Source organism: Microvirga sp. M2, assembly GCF_047497095.1.
GTDB lineage: Bacteria > Pseudomonadota > Alphaproteobacteria > Rhizobiales > Beijerinckiaceae > Microvirga.
In genome coordinates, this window is the sequence record NZ_CP134063.1 from 2,884,033 (window position 1) to 2,896,661 (window position 12,629).

At 65.6% G+C, this 12,629-nt stretch carries 8 protein-coding genes; 3 read left to right on the plus strand and 5 right to left on the minus strand.

Annotated elements, in window-relative coordinates; translation table 11 throughout:
- Window positions 1-2 precede the first annotated feature (2 nt).
- The gene (locus RE429_RS13640) at window positions 3-380 is read right to left on the minus strand and encodes a response regulator (RefSeq protein WP_414471294.1); all 378 of its coding nucleotides are present in this window, start codon (window positions 378-380) and stop codon (window positions 3-5) included.
- A gap of 137 nt (window positions 381-517) precedes the next feature.
- On the opposite strand from RE429_RS13640, the gene RE429_RS13645 reads away from it, so the two are divergent.
- Complete coding sequence (locus RE429_RS13645) at window positions 518-1,090, plus strand: NADPH-dependent FMN reductase (RefSeq protein WP_414471295.1); 573 nt, start codon at window positions 518-520, stop codon at window positions 1,088-1,090.
- A 75-nt stretch (window positions 1,091-1,165) separates the two neighbouring features.
- Here RE429_RS13645 and RE429_RS13650 read toward each other — a convergent pair whose 3' ends face one another.
- The 4 genes from RE429_RS13650 to RE429_RS13665 all read right to left on the minus strand — a co-directional run bounded on the left by RE429_RS13650 (window position 1,166) and on the right by RE429_RS13665 (window position 9,696).
- The gene (locus RE429_RS13650) at window positions 1,166-5,464 is read right to left on the minus strand and encodes a translocation/assembly module TamB domain-containing protein (protein ID WP_414471296.1); all 4,299 of its coding nucleotides are present in this window, start codon (window positions 5,462-5,464) and stop codon (window positions 1,166-1,168) included.
- Window positions 5,464-7,443, minus strand: coding sequence for an autotransporter assembly complex protein TamA (locus tag RE429_RS13655; protein ID WP_414471297.1), 1,980 nt, complete (start codon window positions 7,441-7,443; stop codon window positions 5,464-5,466). The genes RE429_RS13650 and RE429_RS13655 overlap by 1 nt, the downstream gene beginning before the upstream one ends.
- Window positions 7,444-7,701: 258 nt before the next feature.
- Window positions 7,702-8,694 (minus strand): hypothetical protein, encoded by a 993-nt coding sequence (locus tag RE429_RS13660; RefSeq protein WP_414471298.1) that lies wholly within the window; start codon window positions 8,692-8,694, stop codon window positions 7,702-7,704.
- A 30-nt stretch (window positions 8,695-8,724) separates the two neighbouring features.
- Entirely contained in the window at window positions 8,725-9,696 is a 972-nt protein-coding gene (locus RE429_RS13665; RefSeq protein WP_414471299.1) for an extracellular solute-binding protein, read from the minus strand.
- Window positions 9,697-9,807: 111 nt separating this feature from the next.
- Between RE429_RS13665 and RE429_RS13670 the strand changes: the two genes are divergently transcribed.
- Both RE429_RS13670 and RE429_RS13675 read left to right on the plus strand, forming a co-directional pair.
- Window positions 9,808-10,881 carry an ABC transporter ATP-binding protein gene (locus tag RE429_RS13670; RefSeq protein ID WP_414471300.1) on the plus strand — a complete coding sequence of 358 codons (1,074 nt, stop codon included), beginning with the start codon at window positions 9,808-9,810 and terminating at the stop codon, window positions 10,879-10,881.
- Complete coding sequence (locus RE429_RS13675) at window positions 10,878-12,533, plus strand: ABC transporter permease (protein ID WP_414471301.1); 1,656 nt, start codon at window positions 10,878-10,880, stop codon at window positions 12,531-12,533. The genes RE429_RS13670 and RE429_RS13675 overlap by 4 nt, the downstream gene beginning before the upstream one ends.
- Window positions 12,534-12,629: the final 96 nt, after the last annotated feature.

A 12,629-nucleotide genomic window follows, 5' to 3' on the forward strand; every position in this document is an offset into this window, starting at 1 on the left:
CGTCACGCCTCCTGCGTCCGCCACAGCATCGTTTGCTTCACGGCCTCGACGAACGCATCGGAACGCATCGGTTTTTGCAGGAAATGCGTACCTGCCGGCAGATCGCCGGGCTTGGGCGCGACTTTGCCGGAGATCACGAGAATGCCCACATCCGGCCATCCCTGGCGGACGAGACGGGCGAATTCGAACCCGTCGATGGAGCCGGGCATGTTCACGTCGGTGAGCACCACGTTGATATCCGGGCGCTTTTTCAGGAGATCGAAAGCCTCGTCCGCATCCTGGGCCTCGACGACCCAGAACTCGGCCTCCCGCAAAATCTCCACCTGCGTCAGACGCACGAGCAGCTCGTCCTCCACGAGGAGGACGACAGGCCGGTTCAAAATCTCGCGCCGGGGCTTCATACAGCGGAAAACGGACGATCCGACGCCCTTGTTCCCACCTTCATTTTCCGTCCGGGCGCACTAGCCTTTTCGTTTGCAGAAATTCCGGCCGCCGCCGGTCAATCGAGGAGGATTCCATGACGACGTTCAAGGTCGGCTACCTGATCGGCAGCCTGGCGAAGGAATCGATCAACCGGAAGCTCGCAATCGCCCTGACACGCATCGCACCCCAGCAGCTCACCTTTACCGAAATAGCGATCGGAGACCTGCCGCTCTACAGTTACGACTACGATTCCGACTACCCTCCGGTCGCGCGTGCCTTCAAGGAATCCATCGCGGCCGTCGATGCCGTTCTCTTCGTGACGCCGGAATATAACCGCTCGATCCCGGGCGGTCTGAAGAACGCCATCGATTGGGCGAGCCGCCCCTACGGCCAGAACGCGTTCACCCGAAAACCCTCGGCCGTGATCGGCACATCCCCCGGATCGATCGGAACGGCCATTGCGCAGCAGCACCTGCGCAGCGTGCTCGGCTTCTGCAACTCGCCTCAGATGAATGCGCCGGAAGCCTATATCCAGTTCAAGCCCGGGCTGATCGACGACGACGGAAACATCACGAACGAGTCGACCGCCGCGTTCCTGAGAACCTACATGACCGAGTTCTACCACTTCATCGAGCGGGTCTACATCGCTCTGCCGCGCGACACCTGAACCGCGCCGGTTCATGAGCCTGCCGGCCGAGGGGCCTGTCGGCAGGCCCCTCCGCTTCGCTGGCGCCCGCGTCCCTCAATACTCGAGCTCGAAGCCGAGGCCGACGGAGGTTCCCCCTTCGGCGTCGACCGCGCCCTGCGCCTTGAGGCGCCGCGTCAGATCCACATCGACGGTGACCCCGCTCTCCTCTGGCCGAGCCCCTGCCTTGACGCCGACGCGGACATTGTCGCTGATGTAGCGCGAGACGCCGACCGCGGGACCGCCGCTCGCGTCGACGGAGATGTCGAGGCTGTCGACGCCCAGAGAACGCCGCAGGCTCTCGAACGCATCCGTTCCCGTGCCGCCCGAGAGCTGCGCCACGGTCTGTGCGAGCTGCAGCGCCTGCCCGGCCGAAAGGCCGCCGGAGGGGCGCTGGAACAGGATCCGCGACAGAACCTCGTCCTGCGGCAGATCCGGGCTCGAGCTGAATCCGAATGCGGGCTGCGAGGCCGGTCCCGTCACGGCGATGCGAGCCGTCACGTCGCCTGCCTGCGTTTCCGCCACGAAATCGAGCGAGGGCGTCAGATCACCGGTGAAGTCCAGTCTTCCGTGCACGAAGTCGAGACGCCGGCCGATGAGATCGAGACGCCCGCGCCGGAGATCGAACGCCCCGATGGCGACCGGATCGCGGGATGTTCCCTGGAGCCGCAGATCGCCGCCGAGTTCGGCGTTGATCCCCCGGCCCCGCACGAAGATGCGGTTCTGCGCCGTGACGACGAGATCGAGTCCCGCATTGAACGGGCTTCCCCGGGCGGCGGTCTGCTGCCTGCGCTCGAGGGCAAGCCGCGCGGCGGCGGTGGGCGTCGGCTGAACGTGCCGGGTGCCCGGAAGCGGCCTCAGGGTGGTGGGAAGGCGGTCGGGAACGGAGACGTTCATCGAGATGATGTCGACCCGCCCCCCGAGACGCGGGGCGCTCATGAGTGGGCCCGAAACCGTGAGAGCGAGATCGGCTGTCGCATCCACAAGCGGGTTCGATACGAGTTGGGCGCGGCTGCCGGTGATGCGGATATCGGCAGGCAAACCTGCCGCCGGATCGAGAGTCACCCGTCCGCTGGCGCTCAGCGACCCGTCGTTTCGCGTGCGGGCGTTCAGGCTCTCGATGGCAAGCGTATCGCCACGCGCGGCCAGCCGCCCGTTGATGTTGTTCAGCTGGATGCCCTGAAGCGAGTCGACGAAGGTTCCGCCCGCCAGGGTCACCGCCCCTTGAATGCGCGGCTCGGCCACGGCGCCCGCGACCGAAAGATCGAGTGCGGCGCTTCCGGTCAGGCGCTGGCCGCGGGCCGACAGGAAGCTGTTTGCCACGGCAAGATCCGTCCGGCCCGCAATCTTCAGCGCGAGGTCGTCCGTGGCGTCGAGCGGGACGCTCCCCGAGACCTGCAGCGTTCCGAAACGTCCTGCGGCCACGGCCGCATCGATCGTCGCTCTTTGATCCGCGATCCGGCCCCGCGCCGTCACGGCCATCGGGGGAAGGCCCGCCTGACGCGTCTGGGGCGTTGCGAGCCCGGCGACCCGCACGTCGTAGGAGCCGGACGGATTGCCGGCATCGCCCGTGACCGCCGCACTCCCGTTCACGGTGCCTGCGAGGCCGAGACCGGGTACGGCGATCTCCGCGACCTGGAGAGGAAGGTTGCGGATGTCGACCGAGAGATCGAGCCGGCTCCCGACCTTGCCCGAGACGCCGACGCGTCCCTGGTCGGCGGCAATCACGAGCCCGGCGATGGTGGCATCGCCACCCCGGAGTTCGATCACGGCGGGCTGCGCGAGAGCAAGACGTCTGCCGCCGCGCCGTGCCGCGAAGCTCGCCAGTTCGATCCGCGTCGCATCGCCCGGCACCACGCGAGCCTGTGCGTTCAGGTCGAAGCCCTGTCCCACGGCCGATGCCGTGATGGTCGATGCGGCGGGCGATCCCACGGCCGAAAGGCGGATCGTCCTGAACGTTTGTCCTGCCGCCGTCAGCGCGTCCGCCTGAACGATGCCGTCGATCACGGGGCGTGCGTAGAGATCGGCAACGGACAGCCGGGCATCGAAGCCCTGCACCGCCACGGTCGAAACCGCGACGCGGGATCCCTTCGCCGTGACCGAAACATCCTGGCGTCCGTTGACGGCGCTGAGCGCGATATCGGCGTTCACCGATCCGTCGAGCTTCGTCAGGACGAGCGGACTGAGATCGTCGAGATCGCTGCCCGAAACCGACACCCGGCCCTCCGCCAGCTCGTCGGGGCCGATACGGAGATGTCCGTTCAGGGAGACGGAGCCGATCCGTGCGTCGAGCCGGTCGAGAAGCCATCCGCCCTCGCCCGGTCGCGCGACATGCGCGCTGCCCGTCGCGGCCTTGGCGCCGACCTGCCCGTCGAACGTGAGAGCGGCATCGAGCGCGCCCGTCACGTCCTTGGCGTCGAGCCGAAGCGCGAGGCGCGGGACGGGCCGGTCGAGCGCCCGCACGTCGGAGAGCGTCGCATCCGCCGTGACATCGGGCTTTTCCAGGGAGCCCGAAAGGCGAGCCGTCAGATGGGCGCGCCCGGCGCTCACGCGCGAATCGAGATGCCGGAGCTGGTCGATGGCAATGTCGAGGCCGAGATCGGCCGTGCTCTGCGTGGCGCGCCCGTCCACGCGCGCATCGAGATGCGCTCCGTCGATCCGGAAGTTCTCGAACGCGAAGCCGCCGGGCACCCGGCGCATGACGCCTTTCGCCGCCACCGAGCGGCCGAGGAGGCCGTCCAGGGGCGGCGTTCCCGTCGAGAGTTCGCGCAGGCTCGCGTCGATCGTTGCGGCGATATCGGACCGCCTCGGGTTTCCCGAGAGCTTCGCGCCGAGGGCGGCCGAGCCGCGCAACGTCCGGCCGGCGACGCCCGAGAAGGATGCGAGCGCGGGAATCGTGGCGTTCAGGTTTCCATCCAGCACCGTCGGGCCGACCCGGCCGCTGAACCCCGCTTGCGCGGTGGCGGTTTCGAGGCGCGCCGTGTCGACGCTGGCGATCCCGTCCCGGTCGAGCGTGCCGCTGGCGTTCAGCGACAGGGTCCGCCCGAGGGCGCGGGCGACCGCCCGGTCGGCCGGTTGGATGCCGTCGGCTCTCGCATCGACGGAGAACGTGAACCGATCGGGAATGGCCGCATCGTTGACCGGGTTCATGGCGATGCGCGCCGCGAGGGTGTCGAGCGCGCCCTGCGGCAGGCGGATTCCCGCGGCATCGAGAGAACCGTTGATGCGCGGGGCCGTCATCGTTCCCTGCACGCGTCCGTCGAAGACGAGACGGCGGATCTCCGCATCGCCCGCACGGGTGGCCGATCCGTCATTGGGAAGGGCCCGGGCCTGCAGGGTCAGGTCGAGAGCCCGCGCCCCGTTGACGGTTCCCGCCATGTCGAAGCTCGCCACGTTCGAGGTGACGCGCAACGGCTGGAGCTTCAGGCTGCCGTCGTCCCCGATCGTCACGTTGCCGACGAGCTGCGTCGTTCCCGAGAAGACGGGAGCGACCGGCGCGGGGAGCAGCCCCTCGACCTGCGCGGCGAGATCCGCATCGACGTCATAGGCGGCCCCGGCGCGCCGGACCGTCGTCGTGCCCGCGGCGCCGATGGTCGGGCCGGCCGAGAAATCGAGCCGTGCCGCGAAACTGCTCAAGGGGCCGTCGCCCGCGAGCTTGAGATCGACCGGCGGAAGGCCCGGCAGATCGAGCAGGCGAGCCGCGATGCCGCCCTCGGGCTCCTGGTGCTTCAGGTCCAAGGCAAGCCGGTTGGTTTGCGGGACATAATTGAGTGCGATCGAAAGGCTGCCCGGGGCATCAAGACGCTGCGCCGCGAAATCGAGCTTCAGTCCTTCGCCCGGATCGCCGAGATTGGCCGAGCCTTTGGCGGAGAGCCACGCGGCGGTGCCGAGCACCGGCTCGCCGAGCGTGAGCTCCTGCAGGGTGAATCCTTCGACGATCACCTTTACGGGCAATTCGGGGAGGATCGGTTCGTCGGAGACGGCGACCTTCTCCTCCTCCGTCGTCTCGGGTTTGCGCAGAACCTGCAGGTGATCGATCTCGAGCTCGTTCACCTCCAGGCGCCCGCGCAGCAGCGCGGTCCGGGTCCAGACCAGGCGCGCGCGATCGAGCGAAAGCCAGACGCCGTCGCGATCCGCAATCCTCACATCCCGGATCACCGCGTTCGATGACAACGCCCCTTCGATCTGGCCGATCGTGACCCGCGTCGTCGGCGTCGACAGAACGCGTGATATCAGGTTCGCCAGAACGCTCTGATCGGTCTGGGCCCGGCTCGGGGAGCCGGCGGCGAACCACAATGCGGCGAGCGCGAGAACCAATGCGGCGAAGAGGGTGAGATGGCGTCGCGGCTTGATCATCAGAACGCCTGTCCAATCCCGACATAGATGGCGAGGGAGCTGTCGTCCCATTTTTCGCGGCGAATGGGCATCGCGACATCGAGGCGGATCGGTCCGATGCCGGTATAATAGCGCAGCCCCAGGCCGGCGGAGACCCGGATCGTGTCGTTGAAATCCGGGTAGCTCGATGCGAAGGCGGTCCCGGCATCGACGAAGGGAACGATCCCGATCGTGTCGGTGACCTTGATGCGCGCTTCCAGGGACCCTTCGAGCAGGCTGCGCCCGCCGATGGGGTCGCCCAGGAGGATCGGGCTGAGACTGCGATAGGCGAAGCCGCGCACGGAGCCGCCGCCGCCTGCGTAGAAGCGCCTGTTCGCCGGAATGTCCTCGAGATTCGCGCCGATGATCGTGCCGAGGCCGAGGCGGCCTGCGATCACGTAGCGGGCTTCCTCATCGAGCGACCAATAGGCCGAGGCGGCTCCCTTCGCGACCGTCATGGGAACCGACGAACCGAGGAAGCCCGGGTAAGGCGTCACCGACGCGATGAGCCTCATGCCGCGCGTCGGATCGAGCGTATTGTCCGTGGAATCGTAGGAGACGGACAGGGGCAGGCCCACGAGGGTGTAGTCCACCTCGCCGAGAATGTCGGAGGCCTGCCCCTTCTCGTATTCGATGCCGCCCTGGATCGAGAACGTTTCGCTGAAGCGATGGCGGATCCCGGCCGTTCCGTTCACGAGGCGGCTCGTGTAGCCCTCCGTTCGATCACGCTCCGCAAGCGCTTCGGCCAGAAAATCGTTGCGCGTTCCCCACAGGGCGGGCTTCAGGAAGCTCGCCCTGAAACGCCCCCCGAGGTCGCTCCAACCGAAACCGCCGTCGTCCTCGGGACGACCGCCGTTCTCGGTGAGATAGAAGAGGCTGCCCTCGAGCCTCAATCGTTCGGCTCCCCCGAAGAGATTGCGATGCGCCCAATAGGCGCGAACCGCGGGGCCGTCCGTCGTCGAATACTGGACCGACGCGCCCACGACGCGGGGCGGGCGTTCCGTGATGTCGACGAAGAGGGGCAGATTGCCGTAGGCGTCGAGCGCCTGCCCCTCGCGCACCCTCACCGACGACAGCGCCTCGATGTTGAGGATCGACTTGCGCATCGAGGCGATGGCGGCCGGCGAATAGGGATCGCCCGGGTCGGTATAGATGAACGAGCGCACCACCGCGGGGTCCACGTTCTCCGCGCCCCTCACGGCGATTTCGCCGATGCCCGCGCGCGGCCCGGGGTCGACCGTCAGGCCGACATCCATGACCTGCGCCGGGTGATAGACGACGGGATTCTGTCCCGTCACCTTGGCGAAGGGCCGCGACTGCGCACGGAAGAAATCGACGATCCGCGCCTGGGTCGCCACGATGTCCGCCGCTCGCGCCGGATCGCCGGAACGGATCCTGACGATGCGGGGCGGCAGCTCGCCCGGCGGGAACGGCTGGCCCGTCCGTGCATCGAGAACGGCGACATTCCGGAGAACGAATTGCGGCCCCGGGTCCACCGTGACCTGAACCGGCACGAGCGCTCGCGCGCGATAGGCCATGGCGGCCCGGATGGCGGCCTCGGGGCGCGTGGCCTGAAGCGAAAGAGACGCGCCTGCGACGCTCACCGTGATGCGGGCATTGTAATAGCCCGCGCCCCAGAGCGCATCGTTCAGGCGGGGAAGATCGGCCTCCGCCCGGCGCACCAGCGCCTCCGCGTCCGGAGGCGGATCGCTCCGCAGGCTCTGAAGAGTGGATGCGTCCTTGAGGATCTGGACCAGGTCCTTGTCCCCGCCGACGACCGAAAAATCGAGATTGTAGGGCAGGGTTTCCGCATTCGGCGGCGGCGGCTCATCGCTCCCGCCGAAGAGGCCGAAGAAATCGAACGCGATGGCGGGCGGGACCGATACCGCGGCGGACAGAAGTCCCGCGAGGATCGCCAGAGATGAGAGTTTTCTGGTTCCCGACCATACCGATTGAGCCACGATCACCCTAATGACAAATGATGGAAATGAACTTTTCGACGCATGCCGAGACTTCGCGTCGAAATAGGGCGAAATCTAGGACGAGCCAACCCAAAGTTCGCCACACTTCGGCAAGGCTCCAGGATCGATAAGCTATTTCAATAAGATGTCGAGGGCTACCCGGCTCATCGATGGATGTGAACAAGCCTGCCGCGATCCGGCAAGACCGCTTCGGGCTCGCATATCATCCTTCATCATGGACGAAAGGTCCGCCGAATTTCAGAACTCGACTGCGAGATAGGTTCTGTCGTCCGCCCAATGGGATGACGTGGATCCCTTCGGCGAAGAGTAGAGAAGCACCTTCGCGGGATCCTCCCGTTCGGCCTCGGCGAAGGCCTTCTCCCACGCGGCCACGCCGAACCCGTCCCCGGGCTTGAAATACCCGTCCGAGTAGATCTCGACCGTCCTGACCTCCGAGCGCAAAAACCGCTCGATCCTGATCATGTGCTGCGGCACTTCGAAACCGTCGATGCAAGGGTAGCCGAGCTGCAGGGAGCCATTGTTCTGATAGCCGCCCTGCGCATTGACGATGCCGCCCCGCACGAGGTTTTCGATATCGGTTAGGGCCACATGCGGCAGCGCCTCGCGATTGGCCGCGATGGCGCGGCTCTCGATGAGGGCCATATCGTCGGCATCGAGGGTATCGGCGACGGCGTCGAGAGGCTGACGCGTCCCGTGCCAGGTGACGCGGCGGGACACCTGCTCCTGCTTTTCGGGATCGGAGGTCTTCTCGCCGATCACGGGCCATGCCTGCCGGCGCAGGATGGACGTGATCAGGTCGAGATCCTTCTCCACCCGCAGAATGTGCTCGCCGTTGATCCGCACGCCGCTGTCGCCGACAAGGATCACGTCCACGGTCTCGGCCTGAACGAGCACGAGGGCCAGCGCCGCCGAGAGACGCAGGTTCCAGTCGGTGAGGACCTTTTCGGCGGTCCCGAACGCCTTGTAGGCCGCGGCGATTTCCGCCGTCAGCGCATGGACGACGGCAAGGCCGTCCATACGCATTTCGGGCGCGCTCAGCATGTGTTCGAGCGCGCGCTTGACGGTCACGGCCGCATACTGACCGGAGAGCATTCCCTCGTAGCGGGTGCCGAGTCGATCCGTGACCCCGTCGATGACCGCATAGGCGCGGCCCGGCAGGATGACGATCTGGTCCTCATTGGCATGAGGCGCGGCAGGATTCTTCGCCTCGGAGAATGCTTCGATCAGCATGTCGGCTTCATGACCTCAAGCGGTGGCGGCTCAACGATTCTGAAGAGCCGACTTCCACTTGGCGACCCAATCGTTGCGGCTCTGTGCCACCTTCTTGATGTCGTAGTCAACGAGCTTGATTTCGCCGATGGGCTTGAGACCGGAGCCGGTCACGTCCTTGCGGACCGAGCGACGCCCGATCTCGGAGACGAGCTGCTCCTGCACGGGTTTCGAGAGAAGCCAATCGATGAACACCTTGCCGTTATCCGCGTGCGGCGCGCCCTTCACGAGAGCGACGCCGTCGGCCACCGTCGAGGATCCGTCTTCCGGATAGACGATCGCGACATTGCCGCCGCCCTTCACGTAATCGAGGGCGTTGTCCTCGAGGGTCAGGCCCACGAGCGCCTCGCCGTCATTGACGTAGCGCGGAACGGCGCCCGAGGAATCCGACAGGTTCGTGTTGGCGAGGATCTTGTTGTAGACGTCCCAGCCCTTGTCGCCATGACCGATCAGCACGGTCGCGAGCTGCTGGAAGCTGGAGCCCGACGTATCGGCGCGGGCGGACGAAATCTTGCCCTTCCACTTGGGATCGCCGAGTTCGGCCCAGGTCTTGGGATAGTCGGCAGGCTTCAACTCCTTGTTGTTGACCGCCATGACGAGCAGAATACCCGTATAGGGAATCCATTCCGGGCTGACCTTGTAGGTCGTCAGGATGGCGTCGTCCTCCTTCGGCTTGTAGACCGCCAGCAGGTCCTTGTTGTCCTCCAGCTGCTCGCCGCCGATGCTCCAGATCACGTCCGCCTTCGCGGATGACGATTCGGCCTTGACGCGCTTGATGATGTCGCCCGATCCGGCCTTCACCACGTCGACCTTGATGCCGGTTTCCTTCTCGAACTTCGGCACTAGTGCATCGACGATGGATGCCTTATGAGCGGTATAGACCACGACAGTCTTGTCCTGGGCCATGGCCGCAGTTGTGAGAGACGCGAGCAGTACGCCCGCGGTCAGTCCGACTTTCAACATAAAATCCTCCCGGGGAATTCGTTAGCCAGGTAAGAGCATGTTGCTGAAGGCGGTAACTTTTGTAAAGTCAGAGCCTTCCAAGGCGTGGATAAACCAACAAGGGAGCCGGGTGTGGCCGATTTGAAGATCCAGGGGCTGGCCAAGAGCTACAAGGACGTTCGGGTCCTGGAAAGCATCGATCTCGACATCGCATCGGGGGAATTCTTCACGCTTCTGGGGCCCAGCGGCTGCGGCAAGACCACGCTTCTGCGCACCATCGCGGGCTTTCAGCATCAGGATCGTGGCGACATCGTCGTCAACGGCGAGCGGATCGACCACAAGCCCGCGCACAAGCGCGACATCGGCATGGTGTTCCAGGATTACGCCGTCTTTCCACATCTTTCGGTTGCAGACAACGTCGCCTTCGGCCTCAAGGCCCGCTCGCTTCCCAAAAGCGAGATCGAGGCGCGGGTGGCCGAGAGTCTCAAGATGGTGCGCCTCGACGGCTACCAGAGCCGCCTTCCGGCGGAGATGTCGGGCGGCCAGCAGCAGCGCATCGGCCTCGCCCGCGCGATGGCGATCCGCCCGACCCTCCTGCTCATGGACGAGCCGCTCTCGAACCTCGATGCGAAACTGCGTATCGAATTGCGTGAAGATATCCGCGACATCCAGCGGCGCCTGGGCATCACGACGATCTACGTGACGCACGACCAGGAGGAGGCCCTTGCAGTCTCCGACCGCATCTGCGTGATGAACAAGGGCCATGTCGAGCAGATCGGGACGCCCTTCGAGATCTACCGCAAGCCCCTGCGCCGGTTCGCGGCCTCGTTCGTCGGCACCATGAATTTCCTTCCGGGGCGCCTCGCAGACGGACGCCTGACGGTCGGCGGCCAGTCCGTCGCTTATCCTTCCGGCCAATCCGGCGCTGTCGAAGTCGCCATCCGGCCGGAGAACGTGCAGCTTTCCCTCGAGGCGGCGCACGGCGAGACGATCACGCTGAAGGGCGAGGTGATGAAGGTCACCTTCCTCGGCCGCGAGGCTCATTATACCCTCAGGACCGAGGCTGGCGAGATCGTGGCCCAGGTGGCCGATCCGACACACGACTTCATCGCGATGGAAGGGCGTTCCGTCGAGGTCCGGCTTCCGCTTTCGAAGATCGCCCTCTTTAGCCCCAACGGCGACGTGATCGAGGCGGGACGGCCATGATGAAACGGCGCGTTCGCTTCGACATCTGGACCTTCGTGCTGATCGCGGCCTGGGTGATCCTCATCGCGCTGCTGATCTGGCCCTTGTCGTCGGTCCTCCGCGCCAGCCTGATCGACAACGATACGGGGGCCTTCTCGTTCGTCCATTATGTCGAGATCGCGACCGTCAAAGCCTATCAGCGCGCCATCGGAAATACCCTGCTGGCCGGCTTCGGCGGCATGGCGGGCGCCCTCGTTCTCGGCGTCACCCTCGCCTTCGTGACGACGCGCTTTCATATCTACGGCCGAGCCCTCATTCAAACGCTCGCTGTCGTGGCGCTCGTCTCGCCGCCCTTCATCGGCGCCTATGCCTGGATCGTGCTGTTCGGCGCGAGCGGCGTGGTGCGCAAGGGACTGGCCGAGATCGGCATCTCCATTCCGCCTCTCTACGGCGCGGCGGGCGTGATCCTTGTCTTCGCCTTCAAATTCTTCCCGCATGTCTTCCTGATCACGTCGGGCGCGCTCGCATCGATCAACCGCTCCGTCGAGGAAGCGGCGGAGAGCCTCGGCGTCTCCCCGTTCAAGCGCCTCTTCACGATCACGCTCCCGCTGATCCTGCCGGCGATCTCCGCAAGCGCGCTTCTCACCTTCGTTCTCTCCATCGCGGATTTCGGCACTCCGCGCATCATCGGGCGCGATTTCAACGTGCTGGCCACGGAGGCCTTCAATCTCTACGGCAGCGAAGTGGGCGGCAATCCGGGAATGGCCTCGGCGCTGAGCATCGCGCTGATCGTTCTCTCGATGATCGTCGTTTTCGGGCAGCGCTGGGTTCTTCGCAAGAACGTCTATCACAGCAACCTGATCAAGAAGCCGGAACGCATGCGCGTCCGGGGCATCGAGGCCCTGGGCCTCCATGCCCTCGCCTACGCCATCGTGATCATCGGCGCGCTCCCGGCCATCATCGTGGTGCTGTTCTCGTTCCGCCGCACGAGCGGGCCGGTGTTCCAGCCCGGCGTGAGCCTGCAGAGCTACGAGCGCGTCATCTCGACGGTCTCGGATCCGATCTGGAATACCCTGATCTTCTCCTCCGTCGCGGTGGTGGCCATCGTCATCACGGGAACCCTGATCGGCTACCTCATTTCCCGACGTCCCGGAATCGCGACGGGCGCTCTCGACGCCCTTCTGATGGTCCCTTACGTGGTGCCCGGCATCGTCATGGGCATCGCCTTCATCACCCGTTTCAACGAGCCACCGCTCGCTTTGACCGGGACGGGCCTCATCATCATCATGGCGGTCTTCGTCAGGCGCCTTCCCTATTCCGCGCGCTCGGTCGCTGCCGCCTTGAAGCAGGTCGGCCCCAATCTCGAGGATGCGGCCGTGAGCCTCGGCTATTCCCCCGGCAAGGCCTTCCTGAAGGTGACGGTGCCGCTGATCCTGCCCGGCATCATGGCCGGCGCCCTCATGAGCTTCGTCACGGCCATGAACGAGTTGTCGTCCTCGCTGGTCCTCTATGTGGGCAGCACCGTCACCATGCCGGTGCGAATCTATCTCTCGGTCATGGACGGTGAATACGGCACCGCATCGGCCCTTTCGACGATCCTTCTGACGATGACGGTCGTTGCCGTCTACGCAGCCTTCCATCTGTCGGGCCGGAAGGAAAGCGCCCTCCTCTGACCGGCTTGGAGCATCGGACGCGACAAGGGGAATCCACTTTTGGGATTTCCTCTTCTGCTCCCTTCCTGGAAAGAGCGCATCGTGCGGACCCGAAGG

Coding starts and splice junctions, on each gene's coding strand:
- RE429_RS13645 (WP_414471295.1), top strand. CDS start 518: ATGACGACGTTCAAGGTCGGCTACCTGATCGGCAGCCTGGCGAAGGAA.
- RE429_RS13650 (WP_414471296.1), bottom strand. CDS start 5,464: ATGATCAAGCCGCGACGCCATCTCACCCTCTTCGCCGCATTGGTTCTC.
- RE429_RS13660 (WP_414471298.1), bottom strand. CDS start 8,694: ATGCTGATCGAAGCATTCTCCGAGGCGAAGAATCCTGCCGCGCCTCAT.
- RE429_RS13665 (WP_414471299.1), bottom strand. CDS start 9,696: ATGTTGAAAGTCGGACTGACCGCGGGCGTACTGCTCGCGTCTCTCACA.
- RE429_RS13675 (WP_414471301.1), top strand. CDS start 10,878: ATGATGAAACGGCGCGTTCGCTTCGACATCTGGACCTTCGTGCTGATC.